Genomic DNA, 22662 nt, shown 5'->3' on the forward strand with positions numbered 1-22662 from the left:
ACCGCATGGTTAACACGACATTAACCAGCAAGCGGTTAGTTTTCCCTGTCAATCCGGGATCAGGTCTCCTGCCGGATCTTGCCGAAACCATAAAACGACGGGTTCAGGGACATGGGCAGAATGCATTCTCCGACATTCGATGGTCGTCACACGCGCTTCGTGTTGACGGCGTTTTTCGTGCGTCAGATCATGGCTCTCGCCGGTTTCGCTCTGCTGGCCACGATTGCACTGGGCATCGCCGCGCTAGCGACATGGAATGTCGCGGATCCGAGCCTCTCCTACGCGACAGGAAACCAGCCCACCAATCTTCTGGGCTACGGCGGTGCGATTTTCGCCGATATCGTGATGCAGTTCCTCGGGCTTTCCGCAATCATCTCGCTCCTGCCCGTCATCGCCTGGGCGATCGCGCTGATCGCCGGCCGCAAATTCCACCGCATACCCGTTCGCCTCGTGGCCTGGGTCGCAGGCGCCATCGTCTGCGCCGCCTCGCTCGGCTGTTTTCCGGCCCCCGTGACATGGCCGCTGCCGAACGGCATCGGCGGCGTCATCGGTGACATGATCCTGCGTTTTCCCGCCCTTTTTATCGGCGCTTACCCCACCGGCACGATTGCCACGGTACTGGGTGTCATATTTGCGGCGCCTGCCGCATGGCTGATGCTGTTTGCCGCCGGTGTCGTTGGCGGTCTGGATGACGAATTGGAACGCGAAGAAGCCGCTCCCGTCGCCACCAGCAAGGCCCGCGCCGCCCGTGAGGCCGAAGAGGATGATGAAGACGACGGCGAGGGTTTCTTCGCCAATATGCTCGCCTTCGGCGCACTGGCGCATTACTGGTACATCACCCAGGCGCGCCTGCGCCGCCTGTTCGGTCTGAAGTCTAAATCCCTGCACGATGAATTCGAACATCCTTACGACTTCAACGAATATGAATTCGGCACGCTGAACGAACCGTCGCGCCTCAAGACCGCGATCAACCGCCTCGACCAGCGCGCAGAGCCGTCTTTCGAAGAACGCGCCGCATCGCGTCGCCAGATGTCGCCTCCCTCCATCGCGCTCGATCATGACGAGGACATGGATGACGAACAACCCTTCGACGCGGATGGACGCCGGCTGCCGAACGGCATTCTCTCCGACGACGAGTCCGACCAGAAATTCACCGCCCGACAGGCGCCGGGACGCGGGCAGCCCAGAATAACCGCCCCTTCCGCACGCCCGAAGCCCAGCGAGCGCGTGGCAAGGGAAGCGCAGGCCTCTTTCATCGCCGCAGACGGTTTCCAGCTGCCCACGGTCCATCTTCTGGCGGAGCCGAAGAATGTCGTTCGCGACAATATGCTGAGCGAGGAAGTGCTGGAACAGAACGCCCGCCTTCTGGAAGGCGTTCTCGAGGATTTCGGCGTCAAGGGCGAAATCATTCATGTCCGCCCCGGCCCGGTCGTCACGCTCTACGAACTGGAACCGGCACCCGGCATCAAATCCTCGCGTGTCATCGGCCTTGCCGATGACATCGCCCGCTCCATGAGCGCGATTGCCGCCCGCGTCGCCGTCGTTCCCGGCCGCAATGCCATCGGCATCGAACTGCCGAACCAGACGCGCGAAACCGTATTCCTGCGGGAACTGATCGGCAGCCGCGATTTCGAAAACAGCAAGGCCAAACTCGCGATGGCGCTCGGCAAGACCATCGGCGGCGAACCCGTCATCGCCGATCTCGCCAAGATGCCGCATCTTCTCGTTGCCGGCACCACCGGTTCGGGTAAGTCGGTCGCCATCAACACCATGATCCTGTCGCTGCTTTACCGCATGTCGCCGGAACAGTGCCGCCTGATCATGATCGACCCGAAAATGCTCGAACTGTCGATCTATGACGGCATTCCGCATCTGCTCTCTCCCGTCGTTACCGATCCGAAAAAGGCCGTCGTGGCGCTGAAATGGACGGTGCGCGAGATGGAAGAGCGCTACAAGAAGATGTCGAAGATCGGCGTGCGCAATATCGACGGTTTCAACAGCCGCGTGCAGCAGGCGCTCGATAAGGGCGAGATACTCACCCGCACGGTGCAGACCGGCTTCGACCGCCAGACCGGCGAGGCGATCTACGAGACGGAAGAATTCGATCTGAAGCCCCTGCCCTATATCGTCGTAATCATCGATGAGATGGCCGACCTGATGATGGTCGCCGGCAAGGACATCGAAGGCGCGGTGCAGCGCCTGGCGCAGATGGCGCGCGCCGCCGGCATCCATGTCATCATGGCCACCCAGCGCCCCTCCGTCGACGTCATCACCGGCACGATCAAGGCAAACTTCCCGACCCGCATCTCCTTCCAGGTAACGTCGAAGATCGACAGCCGCACCATCCTTGGAGAGCAGGGCGCGGAACAGCTGCTCGGCATGGGCGACATGCTCTATATGGCAGGCGGCGGGCGCATCCAGCGCGTGCACGGTCCTTTCGTCTCCGACAACGAGGTGGAAGAGATCGTCGCCTATCTGAAGACACAGGGCGCACCGGAATATCTGGAAGCGATTACCGAGGAAGACGACGAGGAAGGCAATGGCGGCGGCCCGGCCGGCGCCGGCAGTTTCTCCGATTCCGAAGACCCTTACGATCAGGCCGTGGCCGTCGTGCTTCGCGATGGCAAAGCCTCCACCTCCTATGTGCAGCGGCGTCTCGGCATCGGCTATAACCGCGCCGCCTCGCTGATCGAGCGCATGGAGCAGGAGGGCATTATCGGCCCCGCCAACCACGCCGGAAAACGCGAAATACTCGTACCGACGGAAGCAGACATCATCGAGCGGTAACGTCCGCAACCAAGCGGGGCGAAGAAGCGTTATTCCACGCTTTCAACGTCATGAAGCCGCCGCCTTTTGTGCGGACAATCGCTGCGATGAAGGAGAATAGAATGAACGACCTCACCACCGGCGAAACGGCCAACGCAAACACACCGCAAAACGGCGTGACGCGTCGTGGCGTGCTGACGGCATTTTCCATGGCCGCAATCATGGCCGGCCTGTCGCCGCTTGACGCCTTTGCCCAGGCGGCCGGCAACACGGCGACAGCGCAGAAAATCGCCAATCACTTCTCGTCGGTCAAAACCATGATGGGGGAATTCGTCCAGTTCGGCCCGCGCGGTGAACAGACCGGCGGCAAGTTCTACATCGAACGCCCCGGCAAACTCCGCTTCAATTACGAAGACCCCTCGCCCATGCGGGTCATCGCCGACGGCAAGAACGTCGTCATCGGCAATATGAAGCTCAAGACCTGGGATCTTTATCCGCTCTCCAAGACGCCGCTCAGCTTGCTTCTGTCCGACAAGATCGATCTCGGCAACCAAAAGGTTCGCAACGTCAAGGAAGAATCGGACCTGACCACCATCGTGCTGGGCGACAAGAGCGTCTTCGGCGATTCCACCATTACCCTGATGTTCGATCCGAAGACCTTCGATCTGAGGCAATGGACCACGACCGACGCCCAGAACAAGGACACGACCGTCATGATCTTCAACGTCCAGACCGGCGTGAACCTCGATGAACGCGTCTTCAACATCAATTACGAGGAAGTTCGCAAAGGCGGCTGAGGCTTTAAGCCCCAAAAGAGCTCTTCAAAAGGCGGCCCTGCGGTCGCCTTTTTCATTTTACCGCTAAAATACATTCCCGTTTTCGTCGCGATGTTATAAGCCTGCGCCCCGGAAACATGTCACGAACCAAGCGGTTCGCGGCAGTAAAAGCGGAGCACATGCATGTCGTTTTCGATAACCACCTGGAACATCAACTCGGTCAGGCTCAGAATGCCGATCGTTGAGCAGTTTCTGGTACGTTACAAACCCGACATTCTTTGCCTGCAGGAAACGAAATGCCCGAATGGCGAGTTTCCGATGAAGCCGCTGAAGGCGCTCGGTTATGAGCATGTCATCATCCATGGCCAGAAGGGCTATCACGGCGTCGCCATCGCCTCGAAGATTCCGCTGACCGAAGATCATCGACAGGACTATTGCGGTATCGGCGACGCACGCCACATTTCCGCGATTTTTGAGGTCGGATCGCGCCGCGTGCGGCTGCATAATTTTTATGTGCCGGCAGGCGGTGACGAGCCGGATCGCTCGATCAATCCGAAATTCGGCCACAAGCTGGATTTCATCGAGGAAATGAAGGCGCTGCGCGCCGACGGCGTGCCTGGCACCTCGTCCATTCTCGTCGGCGATCTTAACATCGCACCGCTCGAAAATGACGTCTGGTCGCACAAGCAGCTTCTGAAGATCGTCAGCCACACGCCTGTCGAAACCGAAGGCATGCTTGACATCATGAAGAAGGGCAACTGGCTCGATCTGATGCGCCTGAATGTGCCGGAGACGGAAAAAATCTATACCTGGTGGAGCTACCGCGCCAAGGACTGGGAAGCGGCTGATCGCGGCCGCCGCCTCGACCACATCTGGTCTTCGCAGGATCTCGGTTCCTCGCTCGAAAAAATCGACATATTGCGCGAGGCCCGCGGCTGGAACCGGCCATCCGACCATGTTCCCGTCACCGCCCATTTCCGGTTCTGAACAGGCGGAATTATCTGGCGTCAGACGAAGCGGTTCTGCAAACGGGCCGCACCCGCCGCCAGCGACGCGATATTGTCGCGAATACGCGCCGATACGATATCGGCAACCTCCGGAAACTCCTCCACCAGCCGGTGGAAGAGGATGCGCGTTATGCGGATGACTTCGGAATCCTCCGCTGCCACGGCAGTAAACTTCCGTTCGCAGAGCGTGAAAAGCGCAAGCTCCGAAAGCAGCGCCCCCTTGCCCGGCGTCGCCTGCAGCACGGGCTTGCCATCCCGCCCTGCCGTAAAAAGCTCGAAATGGCCAGCCGTCACCGCAAAAGCGCATTCGGCCGGTGAGTGTTCCCGAAACAATGTCTGTCCGGCCGATACACGGCGGCGCTCCGCACCGAAGGCGATAAGCCGCAGCTGGTCATCGCTGAACCCAGCAAATAACGGCACTTGCCCCAGCAGCATGATATCGTCCGTCAAGGCCATGTCGATCGTTACTCCGGAAAAACGCCTGCACCACTATAGCGGTTTTCCAATATCGGCCCTCAAAATACAAGCTGTTAGAACGCCGCGCGCCTTTTCGGACGCGCAGCGTGAGCTTTGGACACATGACAGGTGCAAAGAGCCCCCTGCTCAGGGAACGATCTTGTATCCGCCGTTCTCGGTCACCAGAATTTCGGCGTTGGAGGGGTCGCGTTCGATCTTCTGGCGCAGACGATAGACATGCGTTTCCAGCGTGTGCGTTGTCACGCCGGAATTGTAACCCCAGACCTCTTCCAGCAGGACGTCGCGGGTAACGACGGTGCTGCCGGCGCGGTAGAGATAACGGATGATCGCCGCTTCCTTTTCCGTCAGGCGGATTTTCTTGCCGTCCTCCGTCGTCAACAGCTTCTGGCTGGGCTTGAACTGATAGGGACCGACGGTGAAAACCGCATCCTCACTCTGCTCATATTGACGCAGCTGCGCCCGGATACGCGCCAGAAGCACGGCGAAACGGAAGGGTTTCGTCACATAGTCGTTCGCCCCGGCTTCCAGCCCAAGAATAGTATCGGAATCGGTATCATGCCCGGTCAGCATGATGATCGGCGCCTTGAAGCCGCCCTTGCGCAACAGCTTTACCGCCTCACGGCCGTCCATGTCCGGAAGGCCTACATCCATGATCAGAAGATCGACCTGGGCGGTCTTGGCGGTCTGCATCGCCTGCGCGGCATTGGCGCCGCTGAGCAGCGAGAATTCCTCATAGGGAGACAATTGCTCGGTCAGCGTCTCCCGAAGATCGTCGTCATCGTCCACCAGAAGGATAGTGCGAGCCGTCATTCGGATTCTCAGCCTTTCTTACTTTAGCGCATCGGCCCAAAAATCAGGCTCGATTTTCGAGAGACACGACGCGTAGTTTAAAAGAGTTAGAGCGTGCCTTGTGCATCCCCAAAGACGCCCGGCGCTCTAATTATCAGCCAATTCAGCGGTTTGCCGATAAAAGGTCAACCCATTGCCATGATATAACGAAGTGCTATGACTTCACGTTAAATAACCTGCAAAGCAAAATCTCGTGAAAAACATGAGCACCCAGCCCGTAAGACAACGTAAACGCGCATCGACGCTCATGGTTCGGCCGGCCCCCTCGAAAATCAACCGCGCCATCGTCCAACTCGGACATCTCACCTTTCCAGCCGCGATCGGACGCAATGGCCGCACTGCATTGAAACGTGAAGGAGACGGAAAATCTCCCATCTCCACCATCGGCCTGCTGCACGGGTTTTATCGCGGTGACCGCCTTCCCGGCATCGCCACGGCACTGCCGATGCAGCGAACACGCAAGTCCATGCTGTGGTGCGACGAGCCCCGTAGTCCCAATTACAACAGGCTGGTCAAGGCGCCCTTCGCCCCGAGCCATGAAGAGATGATGCGGAAGGACAGCCTCTACGACGTCTGCCTGGTGCTCGACTGGAATATCACCTCGAGAAGCCGCAATCGCGGCTCGGCGATCTTCATGCATCTGATCAGACCGGGATATGAGCCGACCGCGGGCTGCGTCGCTCTCCATCCCCGTGACATGCGGCGCATCCTGCCGCATCTGCGCAAAGGCACGAAAATCCGCATCCTGTGAATTTCAGCCTGCAATCGGGCAACAAAAAACCCGCCATCAAGGCGGGTTTTTTTAGAGGGAAAAAGCCGGTTATTAAGCGGCTTCGTCCTGAGAATCGTCCTCTTCGACGGTCTTGCCGCGCTTGGGGCCCTTGGCAAGGTTCACTTCCACCAGGCGAACAGCCTCGGTTTCAGACATCTTGTTGACAGCGGCGATTTCGCGCGCCATGCGGTCGAGAGCAGCTTCATAAAGCTGACGCTCGGAATAGGACTGCTCCGGCTGATTTTCCGCACGGTAGAGATCGCGCACGACTTCCGCAATCGCGATGAGATCGCCGGAATTGATCTTCGCATCATATTCCTGTGCGCGGCGCGACCACATGGTACGCTTCACACGCGCCTTGCCCTGCACCACTTTCAGCGCCCGCTCGACAAAATCGCCTTCGGAAAGCTTGCGCATGCCGATGCTGACGGCTTTGGCGACGGGAACTTTAAGACGCATCTTGTCTTTTTCGAAATCGATGACAAAAAGCTCAAGCTTCATGCCGGCGACTTCTTGTTCCTCGATTGCAGAAATGGTACCGACACCATGAGCGGGATACACAATCGCTTCACCGGTCTTGAAACCGTGATGTGCTGGAGATTTCTTCTGCTGGGTCGTCATTCGTTCTAAAAACTCCCTGTTACATACCCGGGGATGCCGGGGTTGGGTCGGTCAGGCCCTGATGAGACGGGGGAACCGTCAGGTGACTCCGCACTGGTCCAGCCGTGCACGCAAAAACACACCTTCCCGTCTTGCGGGGTTCGATAACGTAAACGCTCGATATGTCACGGAAACCGCGTGCAAAAGAGGTGTTGCTTTCGTGGTGTTTTTGGGCACACAAATGCCACGCTGTGGATCAGTGTCGTTGGTGTACCACAAAAATAGGCGCAAATCAATAATTTGCTTCGACCGTGGCCGCAACATCACATGGCAGCCAAAGAACCGCCTAAAAATTAGCCGCAGAAATACTGTCAAAATGCTTCGTGACAGGCCCTCATGGCAAAAGGAGCAAAAAAATTTCACTTACCGACTGAAGAAACACGAAAGCCTCTTAAACTCTTCGTAATTCCACGCCAATATCCGATTCGACTGAAAAGGCAAAATCCGCAAATTGGCGATGCTTTTTTATATTAAAGTGTGATTTTTGGAGGAATCCACGTCAAATGGGCTACAGAAATAATCCAAAACGCGAAAAACAGATCGAAAAAGCGCGCCAGCAGGCAATTGCCGAAAATGTCCAATTTCTTGATCCGGGTATTCTTTATGGAAGGGCAAGCGCCGACGATATAGAATATTATTCCGCGGAGATGCTCGCTGCGAGCGCCGCTCACAGTTTCGAGACGCTTTCGCACTGGACCGGAGACGCTCCGTACATCGGCATCTCCCAGGTGGAGGGCGTTTCGCCACGGGATATTCCGGTAACGGTCCTGACCATTATCGGCCGCAATATGCCCTTCCTTTACGATTCCGTCATGGGCGAGGTCACCAGCAGCTATCGCGGTCTTTACCTCGCGGTGCACCCGATCCTGGTGCGCGACGAAAGCGCGCAGGCGGGCTATCGTCTTGCGGAACCCGAGGATGATCCCGCTGAAAATATCAGCCTCATCCAGCTGCATATCGCGCCGCTCACGCCGCAAGCCGCCGCAGCGCTGGAAGAAAGACTGCGCTTCGTGCTGACGCAGGTCCAGTTCGCCTATCGCGACTGGCGGCCCATGCTGGCGAAACTCGACGAGGCTCTGGATGAATTGTCCAAGCGCGGTTCGTCACGGCGCAAGACCGAGCGTGCGGAAGCCGTCGAATTCCTCAACTGGCTTCGCAACGACAATTTCACCTTCCTCGGCATGCGTGACTACACCTATTCCGGCAAGGGAAAGAACGCGAAGATCGAGCGCGGTGATGGCGTCGGTCTCGGCAGCCTCAGCGATCCGGATGTGCGCGTGCTGCGTCTCGGCAAGAATGCCGTGACGACGACGCCGGAAATCCTTGCCTTCCTTGACGGCCCGGATTTCCTCATCGTCACCAAGGCCAATGTGAAATCCATCGTGCACCGCCGCGCCTATATGGATTATATCGGCATCAAGCGCTTCGACGAGGACGGCAATGTCATCGGCGAACTGCGCATCGTCGGTCTCTTCACCGCCACCGCCTATACGCGCTCGGTCAAGCAGATACCGCTGCTGCGCGCCAAGGTGGCGGAAGTCGAGCGGCATTTCGGCTTCGATCCGAACAGCCACTCAGGGCGTATCCTGCAGAACACGCTGGAAGCCTATCCGCGTGACGATCTTTTCCAGATCGAAACCGATCTTCTGATCCGCTTCGTCGAGCAGATCATGGAACTGAGCGACCGTCCGCGCGTGCGCGTGCTTGCACGTATCGACCGTTTCGACCGTTTCGTTTCGGCCATCATCTTCGTTCCGCGCGAGGAGTATAATTCTTATGTACGCGAGAAGATCGGCGACTATCTGAGCAGGGTCTATGACGGGCATATTTCCGCCTATTACCCCGCCTTCCCCGAAGGCGCCGTCGCCCGCGTCCACTTCATTGTCGGCCGAACGGAAGGCAAGACGCCGCGCATCGCCCAGGACAAGCTCGAAGACGCCGTCAGCGACATTGCGGCGCGCTGGATAGACCATTTCGTCGCCCTCTCCGAGCCGGGAGCGCCGGTACTGGAAGTCGATCAGGCCTATCAGGAAGCCTTCACGCCGGAAGAAGCGATCGGCGACATGCCGGATATTCTCGGCGCCGCGAAGGGTGAGCCGGTCCGCATCGAATTTTACCAGCAGGAAGGTCAATCGGCGGAAACGCTGTCGCTGAAGATTTTCCACCGCGACGGCCACCTGCCGCTTTCACGCCGCGTGCCGCTGCTCGAAAATCTCGGTTTCAACGTCATCAGCGAACGCACCTTCGATATCGGCGTCGTTTCAGACGGCGAAAAGCGCGACATCGTGCTGCACGACATGGAATTGTCCGTCGCCAAGGGAACGACGCTCGATCTGCCGCACTATGGACAGAAACTCGAAGAGGCGTTCCTCGCCGCCTTCTCCGGCAAGGTCGACAATGACAACTTCAACCGCCTGATCCTCGCCTGCGGCCTCACCGTGCGCGAAGTCTCCGTGCTACGCGCCTATGCGCGTTATCTCCGCCAGACCGGCATCGTCTATTCGCAGGAGCATATTTCCGAAACGCTCTATAAGTATCCGGCGATTTCCCGCAATATTTTCGCGCTGTTCAAAGCCGGCTTCGATCCGTCCGTCGACGAAAAGAAGCGGCTGAAGAAACTCGCCGAAATACACAAGGCAATCGAAGCGGCGTTGAGCGGCGTTCCCAATCTCGATGAGGACCGCACGCTCAGGCGTTACGTCAACGCCATCGACGCGACGCTGCGCACCAACTACTTCCAGAAAAATGCCGATGGTACGCCGCGTGACCTGTTGGCCTTCAAGTTCGATCCGAAACATCTGGACGGCCTGCCCGACCCACGTCCCTTCCGCGAAATCTTCGTCTACGGAACAGAGGTCGAAGGCGTGCATCTGCGCTTCGGCAAGGTCGCGCGCGGCGGTCTGCGCTGGTCGGATCGCGGCCAGGATTACCGCACGGAAGTGCTCGGCCTCGTCAAGGCGCAACAGGTCAAGAATGCGGTGATCGTTCCGGTCGGCGCCAAGGGCGGCTTCTTCCCGAAGAACCTGCCGGCCGGCGGCTCCCGCGACGAGGTGTTCAACGCCGGCCGCGAGGCCTACAAGACCTATATCCGCACCCTGCTGTCCATCACCGACAATATCATCGACGATGCCATCGTGCCGCCAGCCGATACGCTGCGGCTCGACGGTGACGACCCCTATTTCGTCGTCGCCGCCGACAAGGGAACGGCAACCTTCTCCGATACGGCGAACGGTCTTGCCCATGAGGCTGGTTTCTGGCTGGACGACGCCTTCGCGTCGGGCGGTTCGGCCGGTTACGACCACAAGAAGATGGGCATTACTGCCCGTGGCGCCTGGGAAACGGTGAAACGCCATTTCCGTGAAATGGACACCGACATCCAGACCACCCCCTTCACGGTGGCGGGCGTGGGCGATATGTCCGGCGACGTTTTCGGCAACGGCATGCTGCTGTCGGAAAAGATCAGGCTGATTGCCGCCTTCGACCACCGCGACATCTTCATCGATCCGGATCCCGACACCGACAAGTCCTTTGCCGAACGCAAGCGGCTTTTCGAACTGCCGCGTTCCAGCTGGCAGGATTACGATCGTTCGACCCTCTCCGCCGGCGCGATGATCATCTCGCGCTCCGAAAAATCGGTGACGCTGACACCGGAAGCCGTGGCCGCCATCGGCATCGACAAATCCGTCGCTACGCCCTTCGAGATCATGACGGCCATCCTGAAGGCGCCAACCGATCTTCTGTGGTTCGGCGGCATCGGCACCTACATCAAGGCGGCGGTGGAAACCAATGCCGAGGTGGGTGACAGGGCGAACGACCCGATCCGCGTCAACGCAACCGAGCTGCGCGCCAAGGTCATCGGCGAAGGCGCCAATCTCGGCATCACCCAGAAGGGGCGCATCGCCTATGCGCTTTCGGGTGGACGTTGCAATTCCGACGCCATCGACAACTCGGCCGGCGTGAACTCCTCAGACGTCGAGGTCAACATCAAGATCGCGCTTGCCTCCGCCGTGAACAGCGGTCGCCTGACGATGCCGAAACGCAACCAGCTTCTCGCTTCCATGACGCCGGAAGTGGCGCAGCTGGTATTGCGCAACAACTACCTGCAATCGCTGGCGATCTCGCTGACGGAGCGGCTGGGCCTTTCGAACCGCGAAGAGCTCGGCCGCCTGATGAGCGCGCTGGAGGCGACCGGGCAACTGAACCGCAAGGTCGAAACCCTGCCTAACAATGCCGAATTCAGCGAAAGATACGCCACCGGCAAACCGCTGACCCGGCCGGAAATCGGCGTGCTCCTCTCCTATGCCAAGCTCACTTTGTTCGACGCACTGGTGGCAAGCACGCTTCCCGACGAACCCTATCTCCAGCATCTTCTGGTCGATTATTTCCCGGCCAAGATGCAGAAGAACTATGCGGACGATATCAAATCGCATCGTCTGCATCGCGAAATCGTCGCCACCGCACTCGCCAATGCCGTCGTCAATCGCGGCGGCCCGGGCTTTGTGCAGAAACTTGCCGATGCGAGCGGCCTTCTGGCGGCCGACGTCGTCAAGGCGGCAGTGATCGTCGAGGATGGTTTCGGTCTCAAACGCCTGTGGAGCGAAGTCGACGCGCTTGACGGCAAGGTCGGCGGTGAAGTCCAGAACGGGCTTTATGCCACGATCACGCGTATCTTCTCGGATGCGAGCAGGCTTTACCTGCAAACCGGGAGCGCGGGTGCGGCCGCAGGTGACATGGCGACCGAAATCGAGCGCCTGAAAACTGCGATCAAGACCCTATCGCCGGCAGCGGCGAAGTATCGCCGCGAACTCGGCGTCACGGAAATCGACGGCGTTCCTTCCGGTCTTCTGGAGGAACTCGATACGCTTTCCCTGCTCGTCTATGTGCCGGAGATCATGCGCATCGCCGAAAGCGCCGGCACCACGCTTGCCCGCGCCGCCGAAAGCTACGCCACCGTCTCATCGACCTTCCGCGTCGCGCGTCTGCTGGATGCAAGCCAGCGCATCACACCGGCGGATCATTACGAGAGTCTGGCTCTCCTGCGCAGCCAGGACCAGATCTCCTCGTCGCGACGCCGAATCGTCATCTCCGCACTGACCGAATATGCCAAAGAAAAGGATCCGGTTCAGGCCTGGTATGCGGCGGACCGCGTGCGGGTCAACCGCATCGTCTCCGAACTCGGCGCGCTCAGCGACAGCGGCGATACCAACCTTGCCCGTCTGACGGTCGCGGCCGGGCTGCTTGGCGATATCGTTCAGGCACGCTGATCGGCAGCCTCAAAAACGCCATCCGGGTCCACCCGGATGGCGCCAGACAAAATGGATGCACCCGCATCACGCATTTTATTTCCCGATTTTCCGATAGGACGATGAATGACTGTCCCTTCCCCAAATGCGGAAACAGTGGTTGCCAAACGCGGCATCTGGGGCTGGGTGATGTTCGACTGGGCGGCGCAGCCGTTCTTTACGGTCGTCACGACCTTCGTTTTCGGGCCTTATTTCGTCGCACGGCTCACCGACGATCCGATTTCGGCGCAGGCGACATGGAGCAACATGGCGACGGTGTCGTCGATCATCATCGCCCTCTTCTCCCCCATTCTCGGCTCCATCGCCGACCAGTCCGGCGCACGCAAACCGTGGATCGCCTTCTTTGCCGTTATCAAGATTGTCAGTCTCTTTTTCCTGTGGTTCGCAACACCGGGATCGCCGCTCATCCTGCCGATTATCTGTATTATCCTCGCTTCCATCGCGGCCGAATTCTCGATTGTCTTCAACGATTCCATGATGCCGAGGCTGACCAATCCGCAAAATGTCGGGCGCATTTCCAATCTCGCTTGGGGGCTTGGTTATCTCGGCGGGATGGTGGTGCTGATCGCCGTGGTGACGCTTCTGGCCGCAAGCCCTAAAACCGGGCTGACATTGGCCGGAATTACTCCGCTCTTAGGACTGGACCCCGCCAGCGGTGCGGATGCGCGGGTAACCGGGCCAATTGCCGCAATCTGGTATCTCGTCTTCATTCTACCAATGTTCCTGTTCACCCCCGATGCGAGAAGGGGCCTGCCCTTCGGCGCGGCGATCCGCTCAGGGCTTTCTGAACTTAACAACACGTTGCGTGAGCTGCGCAGCCGCCCGCTTCTGCTACGATTTTTCATCGCCCGGATGCTGTATCAGGATGGCGTGAATGGGCTCATCATCCTCGGAGGAACGTTTGCTGCCGGAATGTTCGGCTGGGAGACTATGGAAATAGGCCTTTTTGGCATTTTGCTTAATATAGTTGCCATCGCAGGCTGTTTCACGGCCGGGCGCGTCGATCAGACACTCGGTTCTCGTATCACCATTCTGATTAGCCTGTCGCTCCTGCTGCTCGCGACGCTCGGACTCGTCTCGACAGACAAAGACTCCACCCTGTTCGGCCTGCTACAATTGTCGACCGCAGATAATGGCGGCATCTTCGCCACCGGCGCGGAAAAAGCCTATCTGCTTTATGGTGTGTTGATCGGCCTTGCCTTCGGTCCCGTTCAGGCCTCGTCACGATCTTATCTCGCCCGCAACATCACCGTTGCGGAGGCGGGCCGTTATTTCGGCATCTATGCGCTCTCCGGACGCGCCACCAGCTTCATGGCGACGCTGTCGTTTTCCATAGCAACCACCATAAGCGGCTCCGCCCATATCGGCATGGCGACGCTCATCGTATTTCTGGGATCCGGGTTCCTGCTGTTGCTGCGCGTGCCGGAAAGAACGACAGGCTGATAGTCTGAAGCAAAAGCCGATGCGGTTTGCTGAAACCGAGCATCGGCCCGACAGGATCAAAGCTGATCGAGCTTTTGCTGCAATGCGCGCAACTGCGCCTTCAGCTCATCGATTTCGGATGCATTCGGCTTGCGGGTTTCCTTGGGCGCCTGCGGCATTGCGAAAGGTGTAAAACCCTGCATCGCCTGCCGGAACAGTTCCGTATTGCGGCGAATCTGCTCTTCCATCATTTGCAACGGCGCCTGAAAATTGCGGGCAAGCGAGCCATCGCCGAAAGCCTTCGCCATATGCTCCTGCATCTGGCTCTGCTGGTCGGAGAAGGTCTTCATCGAATGTTCGAGAAATGTCGGCACGACCATCTGCATCTGGTCGCCGTAATAGGAGATCAATTGCCGCAGAAACGCCGTCGGCAGCAACGTATTGCCGGTTTTGGCCTCCTGTTCGACGATGATCTGCGTCAGCACCGCATGTGTGATGTCTTCGGACGACTTGGCGTCCTGAACCTTGAAGTCCTCGCCGCGCTTGACCATCTGCGCCAGATCATCGAGCGTCACATAGGTGCTGGTGCCGGTATTGTAGAGCCGCCGGTTGGCGTATTTTTTAATGATTGTTTCGCCGTCGTGTTTCGCCATGCCCGCCTCCTCGCGATGATGGTATTTTCTTGTTTTTTGGTGTTATTGCTCTTCCCGGTGCAAAGTGTATGCGCAAAACGAGCCCTCTGACAAATGTTTTGTGCATCGCAACAGTTTGTTTTTTGCGCAGCAATTTTCCGCAAGATTCCAGCGTGATTTAGCAACATCTTTTAAAGCAACTTTCGCCATTTGACTTGTATTGAAAGCTTTGCCAGTCTCCGCCCGCAAGTGAGGAGAAAACTGATGACCCTGCCTTCAATCGTGATTGCCAGCGCCGCGCGCACAGCCGTCGGCTCTTTCAATGGCCACTTCGCCAATACGCCAGCCCATGAACTCGGGGCGACCGTCATCAGCGCCGTGCTGGAGCGCGCCGGTGTCGCGGCGAACGAAATCGATGAAGTCATTCTCGGTCAGGTCCTGACGGCGGGCGAGGGGCAGAACCCGGCGCGGCAGGCTGCCATGAAGGCCGGCATTCCACAGGAAGCGACCGCCTTCGGCCTCAATCAGCTTTGCGGCTCCGGCCTGCGCGCCGTGGCCCTCGGCATGCAGCAGATCGCGACCGGCGACGCGAACATTGTCATTGCCGGCGGGCAGGAATCCATGTCCATGGCGCCTCACTGCGCCCATTTGCGCGGCGGTGTGAAGATGGGCGATTTCAAGATGATCGACACCATGCTGAAAGATGGCCTCACCGACGCCTTTTACGGCTACCACATGGGCATCACTGCTGAAAACATTGCCCGCCAATGGCAGCTTTCCCGCGACGAGCAGGACCAATTCGCCGTCGCATCGCAAAACAAGGCCGAAGCCGCGCAAAGCGCCGGCCGTTTTGCAGACGAGATCGTGGCTTTCACGGTGAAGGGCCGTAAGGCCGATATCGTCATTGATACAGATGAGCATATCCGCGCCGGGGCTTCGCTGGAAACCATGGCCAAGCTGCGCCCCGCCTTCGACAAGGAAGGGACGGTCACGGCCGGTAACGCCTCCGGTCTGAACGATGGCGCCGCCGCCACGCTTTTGATGTCGGAACAGGAAGCAGGAAAGCGCGGCATCAGGCCGCTCGCCCGTATCGCCTCCTGGGCGACGGCAGGCGTCGATCCGCAGATCATGGGCACCGGCCCCATCCCCGCCTCCCGCAAGGCGCTGGCCAAGGCCGGCTGGTCGATCAGCGATATTGGTCTTGTGGAAGCCAACGAAGCCTTTGCGGCCCAATCCTGCGCCGTGGTGCGCGAACTTGGCCTTGATCCTGCTATCGTCAACGTCAATGGGGGAGCGATTGCGATCGGCCATCCGATCGGCGCATCCGGCGCGCGCGTCCTCAACACCCTGATTTTCGAAATGCGCCGCCGTAACGTGTCGAAGGGTCTCGCAACGCTCTGCATCGGCGGCGGCATGGGTGTCGCCATGTGCATCGAAGCGCCCTGAAACCGCCGCACGACTTGCCAAAAAGCAATTCCGGTTCAGCGCGCAATAGGGTAGAAGCGGCCTCCCATTGGCCGCATTTCTGTGGCCGGTGAGCACAACGAACAAGTTCTGCAAGATATGGAAGCATCCTCGCATATGCAGGCGCTTCAATGACAGGTCATGGAGGCCGATATGAGCCGGGTTGCTTTGATTTCCGGCGGGACGAGCGGCATAGGCGCCGCAATCGCCCGCGCCCTGCAGGCGGCCGGCTACCGGGTGGCCGTCAATTACGCCTTTACGACGGACAGGGCGGAAGCATTCCAGAAAGAAACCGGCATCCCCGCTTTTCAGTGGGACGTGCGCGACTATGACGCCTGCGTCAATGGCATAGCCAGGGTGGAAGAGACCTTCGGTCCCGTCGAGGTGCTCGTCAACAATGCCGGCATCACCCGCGATGCGATGTTCCATAAAATGTCGCCGCAGCAATGGCGCGAGGTGATCGACACCAACCTCACCGGCGTGTTCAACATGACCCATCCCGTATGGCCGGGCATGCGCGACCGCGGCTTCGGCCGCATCGTCAACATCTCCTCCATCAATGGTCAGAAAGGTCAGGCGGGACAGGCCAATTATTCCGCCTCGAAAGCGGGCGACATCGGCTTCACAAAGGCGCTCGCCCAGGAAGGCGCCAGCCGCAATATCACCGTCAACGCCATCTGCCCCGGCTATATCGGCACGGAGATGGTGAGAGCTATACCGGAGAAGGTTTTGGCGGAACGGATCGTGCCGCAAATTCCCGTTGGACGGCTGGGTGAGCCGGAAGAAATCGCACGCTGCGTTCTGTTTCTGGTTTCCGACGAGGCGGGTTTCATCACCGGTTCGACCATGACGGCCAACGGCGGACAATATTTCGCCTGAGGCCGTCGATCCTGCCTTCCCGGCCGCCTGAACCTAGTAAACTTTCCGTGATCTCAGCTTTGATAATTTTGCTGCGCACAAAAACTTGAAGATGAAACACTGGAATGACACGCAGCCTAAACTAATGAAAATACGATAGTTTTTGTATAGTTTAGAATGAGTCTAGAAAATCCTCAGCGACTCATTAAGAGGTTTTTCTTGACATTTGCTGTCCTGTTTTGGTTTAAGAACGAAAACAACGTGTTGCGTCATACAGGCAGTCCATCATGCTGGTTTGCAGCTGCAATTACATAACCGATCACGATATCCGGGACGTCATCAACGAGCTCCTCGACGAGGACTGTTGGCAGCTCATCGTTCCTGCAAAAGTGTATCACGCCATGGAAAAACGCGGCCGCTGCTGCGGCTGTTTCCCCACCGTTGTCGACCTGATCATCAAAACCACCGAAGAATATCATGCCCGTCGCCACTCGACTGAGGCCGATGTTTTTGATTTTATGTCCCGCCTGAAACAATTCCATGAAGAGAACAGGAGAGCGGACATTGAAAGGCGACAAAAAAGTCATCGAGCGGCTTAACGAGGCCCTTTTTCTCGAACTCGGTGCGGTAAACCAGTACTGGCTTCACTATCGTTTGCTGGAAGACTGGGGCTACACGAAGCTCGCCAAAAAGGAACGTGCTGAATCCATCGAGGAAATGCAGCACGCCGACAAGCTGGTCGCACGCATCATCTTCCTTGAAGGCCATCCCAACCTTCAGACCGTCGCGCCCCTGCGCATCGGCCAGAACGTCAAGGAAGTTCTGGAATCCGACCTTGCCGGCGAATATGACGCCCGCACCTCCTACAAGAAATCGCGTGATATCTGTTATGAGGCCGGAGACTACGTCTCCATGAAGCTTTTCGAAGAACTGCTGATCGACGAGGAAGGCCATATCGACTTTCTCGAAACCCAGCTCGAATTGCTCGGCAAGATCGGCGAGGAAAAATACGGCCAGCTCAACGCTGATTCCGCCAACGAAGCGGAATAAGCACTGGCGACAGGACAGAAAAGGCGGCCTTGGCCGCCTTTTTTATTTGCCGGAAAGGTGCCGGAACTCCGCCACGACCTGCTCGTATACCGCGCGCTTGAACGGCACGATGAGCTCCGGCAGGCTTTCCATCGGCTTCCAGTCCCACGCGTCGAATTCGGCCGTGTGCCCGGTCGGCGGCGGATCGATCTGGATCTCGCTTTCGTCGCCTTCGAAACGAAAAGCAAACCAGCGCTGCGCCTGCCCGCGATATTTGCCCCTGAGGCCGATACCGATCAGTTCAGGTGGCAGGTCATAGTGAATCCAGTCGCTCGCCTCCGCAAGCAGGCTCACCGTTTTCATGCCTGTTTCTTCGTAGAGTTCGCGAATGGCGGCCGTCAAAGGCCGCTCACCGTCATCGATGCCACCCTGCGGCATCTGCCACAAATGCGGTGAGCCATCATATTCGGAATTGCCTTCCTTGATGCGCCTGCCGGCCCAGACAAGGCCCTCGGCGTTCAGCACCATAATTCCCGCACAGGGACGATAAGGCAAATCTTCTGCTTTGATTGTCATTGGAAACCCGCACTGTCTGAGCGCCAGAAATGGCCGCACGCAAGGTTTACTGCCCTGCCTGCCCGGAAACAAGCGCAGAAACACCGACAATCTCGATGCCGCGCCCGCCAGCCTCGCGCGACCATTTGGAGATCGCGGCAACGCTTTCATCGAAAGCCGAAGCAACGCCGATCGCCTGGCCGTTACGCCGTGCAATTCGTTCCAGTTCGTCCAGCTTGCGCAGAATGGCAGCTTCGGTGACTTCGCCGTCGAGCAGAATATCGGCAAAACCCTGCGGGGCGGAAATCGCCTTGGCAATACCGCCGCTCAGCGACTGCGCCGAAGAACCGTCATCCAGAAACAGCAGGCCACGCTTGCCGATGTCGCGCATTACCGGCTCCAGCGCCGCCTGCTCGGCAAGGAAACGCCCGCCGAGATAATTCATGATGCCGGTGTAATTGGTGATCTTCGCCATGGAGCGATGCAGCCGGTCGATGTTGACCTTGGCGGGATCACCCGCCAGCAGGGTGTCCGGGCCGGGATTGGTGCCGGGGTAACCGAAAGGCTCAAGCGGTATCTGCAGAAGGATTTCATGCCCCTGTCGGCGCGCTTCCTGCATCCAGCGCTGCAGGCTGTTGCCGCTGGCGGCAAAACCGAGCGTCACCTCCGGCGGCAGCTCCCGGATCGCTTTTTGCGACCCCGTCTGGCTGAGACCCAGCCCGCCGACCACGATCGCCACACGGGTGCCGCGTGCACCAGACCAGGGCCGCGCATATTGCTCCATCGGCCGCAAACCGTCCGCACCGACAACCGGCAATCTGCCGAATGCGGTTTCTTCCAGCAGTTCCTCATTGGGTCGCGTCGCCATGCGCGGATCCTGACCATAGGTCTGGCCGCTCATCAGCACCGGCCCATCACCCTCGCGAGGGCGGGGAGAGTAAACCGATACGACATTGCCATCAGGCATTGTCTCACGATTAATGTTGGCGCCGGAGCGCCCGCTTTGCGGCTGCAGAGCGGCAGCGTCAGCGGGCGCCGTTGCCTCGGCCGCTGGGGTTTCAGGTGTCTTTTCGGCAAGCTGAGGCTGTGCATCCGGCCCGCTCGCCGTCTTCTGCAAATTGCCGGGCGAAAGCGCCGTATAGACGGACAGGCCGCCGATTGAGAAAACCGCAAGCACCGACAGAGCCATAATGACGGAAAAGCGCCGGTTGATACCGGCGCTTTTTTTCTGACGACCCAGAAGCGGTTTTCGCAGGTCCGAAGGCAATGAACGATCCGTCCAAACGGTTGGGCAATAAATGGAATGCGCCGGCTGCCCGGCGCACTATCTTACTGCTTGTTGACCACAGCCTTTTCCGGGTTCGGCGGGAAAGACGGATCCGTCTTGGTGCCGCGCAACAGGTCCAGAGCATAGTTGAGCTGGATGTCGTCCTTGGCTTCCGGCGGAACATAAGCGGAGGAACCCGAACCTTCGTCGGTTTCGCTCTGGCCCTTGATGTGGCCGGAAAGACCGGATTCACCTTCGGTGGTCACCTTGCCCTGCAACTCGGGCGGCAATGGCTGCTCCACCTTGATATCAGGTTCAATGCCCGTACCCTGGATCGATTTACCCGACGGCGTGTAATAGAGCGCCGTGGTCAGGCGCAGCGCGCCCGCCTCGCCGAGCGGAATGATCGTCTGGACCGAACCCTTGCCGAAGGAGCGAGTGCCGACCACGTTGGCACGGCGCAGATCCTGCAGGGCGCCGGCAACGATTTCCGAAGCCGAAGCCGAACCCCCGTTGACGAGCACGATTACCGGCTTGCCATCGGTCAGATCGCCTGCCGTCGCGTTGAAGCGGCGGGTCTCGTCGGGGTTACGGCCACGGGTCGAAACGACCTCACCACGCTCGAGGAAGGCGTCGGAGACATTGATCGCCTGATCGAGCAAACCGCCCGGGTTGAGGCGAAGGTCGAGCACATAACCCTTCAGCTTGTCGGCCGGCACGTCCGCCTTGATCTTCTTGATCGCCTTTTCGAGATCGTCATAGGTCTTCTCGGTAAAGGAGATGACGCGCAGATAACCGACATTGTCGCCCTCGACGCGGGACTTCACCGCGCGAACGGCAATGACATCGCGCATGACGGTGAATTCGAGCGGCTTGTCGGCGCCCTGGCGGATGATCGTCAGCTTGATCGGCGTCTTGACCGCGCCGCGCATCTTTTCGACCGCCTGTTCCAGCTTCAGGCCACGAACCGGCGTACCGTCGATTTCCGAAATGAAGTCGCCGGCGAGAATGCCTGCGCGGGAAGCCGGTGTATCGTCGATCGGCGTAATGACCTTGACGAGCTCGTTCTCCATGGTCACTTCGATGCCGAGACCGCCGAATTCACCCTTGGTCTGGGTGCGCATGTCGTTGGCATCCTTGGCATTCATGAAGCTCGAATGCGGATCGAGCGAGCTCAGCATGCCGTTTATGGCGTTTTCCACCAGCTTCTCGTCATCCGGCGGCGTCACATATTGTGCGCGCACGCGCTCGAACACATCGCCAAAGATCGACAGTTCCTTATAGGTCGAAGGCCCGGCCGCCTGTGCCGGCATGCTCGCCGAATAAATCACGCTCATCGCCGTGGCGCCCATAAGCCCACCGATAAGGAGAAGCGAAACCTTACGAATCATTGTGCGCCCTTCCGGTATTTTTTGCGGTCCACCACGGTTGAGAATCAACCGGTACACCATCTTTCCTGAACTCAATGTAGAGCGTTGGCCTGTCGGTTTCCAGCGCCAATGCTGCTGCACTCGCTACTCTTTTTGCACCCATGGAGGCGATGGGCTCTCCGGAGAACACGAACATTCCCTGCCGCGTCCTCACATTGTCCATGCCCGTCATCACCACATGATATCCATCGCCCGTATTGAGGATGATCATCCGGCCATAACTGCGAAAATCTCCGGCAAACACCACGAAGCCGTCTGCAGGCGCCGTCACGATGGCTTCCGGTCCGCTCGCGACGACAATTCCCTTGGAAAAGTGGCCCGTTCCGTCCGCATCGCCGAAGCGCCGCAGCACCTCGCCGGTAACCGGCAGCTCCAGCTTTCCCTTCAAACTCGCGAAGGGATATGCGGGCGCAATACGGTTTTTATCGGGCATTCCAGCCTCGGCCGCGGCCCGCTCCTTTTCGCGTTCCGCCTCCGAAAGACGGGCCAGGCGCTGCTCTTCCGCCCGCGCCTTTTCCATCGCCTCCCGCACCGAGGTAATCTCGCCTTCGAGCGAACTGACCAGCCCCTCGAGGCTCGTCGCCTTGCTCGCAAGCTCTTCAGATCGCTTGCGTTCCGCGTCCAGCTCCGCCGCCGTCTGGGTATTCTTGCGATCGTTTTCGGCAATCAGCAGGTCGAGACGTTTTTCCTCTTCCAGACTTGCCGTCATCATACCCGTAAGATCGTCCTTTTCGCGAGCGATTGCCTGTCTCAGATCGGTCAATTCTTTGAGAGCGGAAACCAGCTTGTCGGTTTCACCGCGAATGCCGGGCACGACGGCGCCGAGAAGAATGGCGCTTCGCACGGACGCAAGCGCATCCTCCGGCGAGACGAGAAGGGCGGGGGGCGGGTTTCGGCCCATGCGCTGCAACGCCGCCAGAACCTCCGCCAGCACGCCGCGTCTTTCCCGCAGCGACGCCTTGACGCCATCCTCGCGCACCGAAAGCTTGGCCAGGCGATCCTCACCGTCGCTGATCTTGGTTTCCAGCGCCTTGCGCCGGGCAGCCGATGCGATCAGCTCTTCCCGGATGCGGGCGCTGTCCTGATTGAGGGAGGCGATGCTTTCCTCAAGCTTCCTTGTCTTGTCTTCCGAAAGACCGATGCTGTCGACCAGCTCCTCCAGATCCTGCCGGTTCTGGTCGCGACGCTTCTCCAGCGTCTGCAGCGCATCCGGCGACGAATCATCGCCAGCGGCCGGAACGGCGCCCGCATCGTCCCGCGAATAGGTCGGACCGATGCCCATGACGAAAGCAGCAATAACCGCGCCCGCAAGGGCAGCGTGCCGTTTTCGTTGAGGCCTGTTGTCCATGTGAACTTTCTTTGATGCCGAAGCAGAAGCGCCGATATTAGGGATTT

18 protein-coding genes are annotated in these 22662 nt (G+C 58.9%); 10 read left to right on the forward strand and 8 right to left on the reverse strand.

Annotated elements, in window-relative coordinates; translation table 11 throughout:
• Positions 1–120: 120 nt before the first annotated feature.
• The 3 genes from I3J13_RS06810 to I3J13_RS06820 all read left to right on the forward strand — a co-directional run bounded on the left by I3J13_RS06810 (position 121) and on the right by I3J13_RS06820 (position 4529).
• A complete protein-coding gene (locus I3J13_RS06810) occupies positions 121–2787 on the forward strand; it encodes a DNA translocase FtsK (protein WP_168208090.1) in 2667 nt (888 codons plus the stop codon).
• A gap of 50 nt (positions 2788–2837) precedes the next feature.
• Positions 2838–3563, forward strand: coding sequence for an outer membrane lipoprotein carrier protein LolA (locus I3J13_RS06815; RefSeq protein ID WP_196378350.1), 726 nt, complete (start codon positions 2838–2840; stop codon positions 3561–3563).
• 162 nt (positions 3564–3725) lie between these two features.
• Positions 3726–4529 (forward strand): exodeoxyribonuclease III, encoded by an 804-nt coding sequence (locus tag I3J13_RS06820; RefSeq protein WP_003520284.1) that lies wholly within the window; start codon positions 3726–3728, stop codon positions 4527–4529.
• 20 nt (positions 4530–4549) lie between these two features.
• Here the strand turns inward: I3J13_RS06820 and I3J13_RS06825 are convergent, their stop codons facing one another.
• Both I3J13_RS06825 and I3J13_RS06830 read right to left on the reverse strand, forming a co-directional pair.
• The gene (locus I3J13_RS06825) at positions 4550–5005 is read right to left on the reverse strand and encodes a cyclic nucleotide-binding domain-containing protein (RefSeq protein ID WP_020810625.1); all 456 of its coding nucleotides are present in this window, start codon (positions 5003–5005) and stop codon (positions 4550–4552) included.
• Between the two features lie 147 nt (positions 5006–5152).
• Positions 5153–5836: a response regulator transcription factor gene (locus I3J13_RS06830; RefSeq protein ID WP_003505216.1), complete on the reverse strand. Its 684-nt coding sequence runs from the start codon at positions 5834–5836 to the stop codon at positions 5153–5155.
• 286 nt (positions 5837–6122) lie between these two features.
• Between I3J13_RS06830 and I3J13_RS06835 the strand changes: the two genes are divergently transcribed.
• Positions 6123–6626 carry a L,D-transpeptidase family protein gene (locus tag I3J13_RS06835; RefSeq protein ID WP_196378430.1) on the forward strand — a complete coding sequence of 168 codons (504 nt, stop codon included), beginning with the start codon at positions 6123–6125 and terminating at the stop codon, positions 6624–6626.
• A 72-nt stretch (positions 6627–6698) separates the two neighbouring features.
• On the opposite strand, the gene I3J13_RS06840 is transcribed toward I3J13_RS06835, so the two are convergent.
• Complete coding sequence (locus I3J13_RS06840) at positions 6699–7268, reverse strand: CarD family transcriptional regulator (RefSeq protein ID WP_003505223.1); 570 nt, start codon at positions 7266–7268, stop codon at positions 6699–6701.
• Positions 7269–7810: 542 nt separating this feature from the next.
• Here I3J13_RS06840 and I3J13_RS06845 point away from each other — a divergent pair.
• Together I3J13_RS06845 and I3J13_RS06850 are read left to right on the forward strand one after the other, a co-directional pair.
• Positions 7811–12571, forward strand: a complete 4761-nt coding sequence (locus I3J13_RS06845; RefSeq protein ID WP_196378351.1) for an NAD-glutamate dehydrogenase — start codon at positions 7811–7813, stop codon at positions 12569–12571.
• 105 nt (positions 12572–12676) lie between these two features.
• Positions 12677–14053, forward strand: a complete 1377-nt coding sequence (locus I3J13_RS06850) for an MFS transporter (protein ID WP_196378352.1) — start codon at positions 12677–12679, stop codon at positions 14051–14053.
• 56 nt (positions 14054–14109) lie between these two features.
• On the opposite strand, the gene phaR is transcribed toward I3J13_RS06850, so the two are convergent.
• On the reverse strand, positions 14110–14685 hold the full coding sequence (gene phaR / locus I3J13_RS06855; RefSeq protein ID WP_003520279.1) for a polyhydroxyalkanoate synthesis repressor PhaR: 576 nt from the start codon (positions 14683–14685) through the stop codon (positions 14110–14112).
• A gap of 243 nt (positions 14686–14928) precedes the next feature.
• Here phaR and I3J13_RS06860 point away from each other — a divergent pair, with 243 nt between their 5' ends.
• From I3J13_RS06860 to bfr, 4 genes are all read left to right on the forward strand, one after another.
• Entirely contained in the window at positions 14929–16110 is a 1182-nt protein-coding gene (locus tag I3J13_RS06860) for an acetyl-CoA C-acetyltransferase (RefSeq protein WP_196378353.1), read from the forward strand.
• Positions 16111–16281: 171 nt separating this feature from the next.
• Complete coding sequence (gene phbB / locus I3J13_RS06865; RefSeq protein WP_003520276.1) at positions 16282–17007, forward strand: acetoacetyl-CoA reductase; 726 nt, start codon at positions 16282–16284, stop codon at positions 17005–17007.
• A gap of 266 nt (positions 17008–17273) precedes the next feature.
• Complete coding sequence (locus I3J13_RS06870) at positions 17274–17585, forward strand: (2Fe-2S)-binding protein (protein WP_003505234.1); 312 nt, start codon at positions 17274–17276, stop codon at positions 17583–17585.
• Positions 17551–18036 (forward strand): bacterioferritin, encoded by a 486-nt coding sequence (gene bfr / locus I3J13_RS06875; RefSeq protein WP_003520274.1) that lies wholly within the window; start codon positions 17551–17553, stop codon positions 18034–18036. Before I3J13_RS06870 ends, bfr begins: the two co-directional genes overlap by 35 nt.
• Positions 18037–18078: 42 nt before the next feature.
• Here bfr and I3J13_RS06880 read toward each other — a convergent pair whose 3' ends face one another.
• From I3J13_RS06880 to I3J13_RS06895, 4 genes are all read right to left on the reverse strand, one after another.
• Positions 18079–18591: an RNA pyrophosphohydrolase gene (locus tag I3J13_RS06880; protein WP_196378354.1), complete on the reverse strand. Its 513-nt coding sequence runs from the start codon at positions 18589–18591 to the stop codon at positions 18079–18081.
• Between the two features lie 46 nt (positions 18592–18637).
• On the reverse strand, positions 18638–19837 hold the full coding sequence (locus tag I3J13_RS06885) for a divergent polysaccharide deacetylase family protein (RefSeq protein ID WP_196378355.1): 1200 nt from the start codon (positions 19835–19837) through the stop codon (positions 18638–18640).
• Positions 19838–19899: 62 nt separating this feature from the next.
• Entirely contained in the window at positions 19900–21228 is a 1329-nt protein-coding gene (locus I3J13_RS06890; RefSeq protein WP_196378356.1) for a S41 family peptidase, read from the reverse strand.
• Positions 21218–22615: a murein hydrolase activator EnvC family protein gene (locus I3J13_RS06895; protein ID WP_196378357.1), complete on the reverse strand. Its 1398-nt coding sequence runs from the start codon at positions 22613–22615 to the stop codon at positions 21218–21220. Before I3J13_RS06895 ends, I3J13_RS06890 begins: the two co-directional genes overlap by 11 nt.
• Positions 22616–22662 lie beyond the last annotated feature (47 nt).

Origin of the sequence: Agrobacterium leguminum (assembly GCF_015704895.1) — a bacterium.
GTDB lineage: Bacteria > Pseudomonadota > Alphaproteobacteria > Rhizobiales > Rhizobiaceae > Agrobacterium > Agrobacterium leguminum.

Bases quoted from the DNA above. Each gene is read 5' to 3' on its own strand.
- I3J13_RS06860 (WP_196378353.1), top strand. From the start codon at position 14,929: ATGACCCTGCCTTCAATCGTGATTGCCAGCGCCGCGCGCACAGCCGTC.
- I3J13_RS06815 (WP_196378350.1), top strand. From the start codon at position 2,838: ATGAAGCCGCCGCCTTTTGTGCGGACAATCGCTGCGATGAAGGAGAAT.
- I3J13_RS06895 (WP_196378357.1), bottom strand. From the start codon at position 22,615: ATGGACAACAGGCCTCAACGAAAACGGCACGCTGCCCTTGCGGGCGCG.
- I3J13_RS06840 (WP_003505223.1), bottom strand. From the start codon at position 7,268: ATGACGACCCAGCAGAAGAAATCTCCAGCACATCACGGTTTCAAGACC.
- I3J13_RS06825 (WP_020810625.1), bottom strand. From the start codon at position 5,005: ATGGCCTTGACGGACGATATCATGCTGCTGGGGCAAGTGCCGTTATTT.
- I3J13_RS06845 (WP_196378351.1), top strand. From the start codon at position 7,811: ATGGGCTACAGAAATAATCCAAAACGCGAAAAACAGATCGAAAAAGCG.
- I3J13_RS06835 (WP_196378430.1), top strand. From the start codon at position 6,123: ATGGTTCGGCCGGCCCCCTCGAAAATCAACCGCGCCATCGTCCAACTC.
- phaR (WP_003520279.1), bottom strand. From the start codon at position 14,685: ATGGCGAAACACGACGGCGAAACAATCATTAAAAAATACGCCAACCGG.
- I3J13_RS06830 (WP_003505216.1), bottom strand. From the start codon at position 5,836: ATGACGGCTCGCACTATCCTTCTGGTGGACGATGACGACGATCTTCGG.
- I3J13_RS06890 (WP_196378356.1), bottom strand. From the start codon at position 21,228: ATGATTCGTAAGGTTTCGCTTCTCCTTATCGGTGGGCTTATGGGCGCC.
- I3J13_RS06870 (WP_003505234.1), top strand. From the start codon at position 17,274: ATGCTGGTTTGCAGCTGCAATTACATAACCGATCACGATATCCGGGAC.
- I3J13_RS06880 (WP_196378354.1), bottom strand. From the start codon at position 18,591: ATGACAATCAAAGCAGAAGATTTGCCTTATCGTCCCTGTGCGGGAATT.
- I3J13_RS06850 (WP_196378352.1), top strand. From the start codon at position 12,677: ATGACTGTCCCTTCCCCAAATGCGGAAACAGTGGTTGCCAAACGCGGC.
- I3J13_RS06820 (WP_003520284.1), top strand. From the start codon at position 3,726: ATGTCGTTTTCGATAACCACCTGGAACATCAACTCGGTCAGGCTCAGA.
- I3J13_RS06810 (WP_168208090.1), top strand. From the start codon at position 121: ATGCATTCTCCGACATTCGATGGTCGTCACACGCGCTTCGTGTTGACG.
- phbB (WP_003520276.1), top strand. From the start codon at position 16,282: ATGAGCCGGGTTGCTTTGATTTCCGGCGGGACGAGCGGCATAGGCGCC.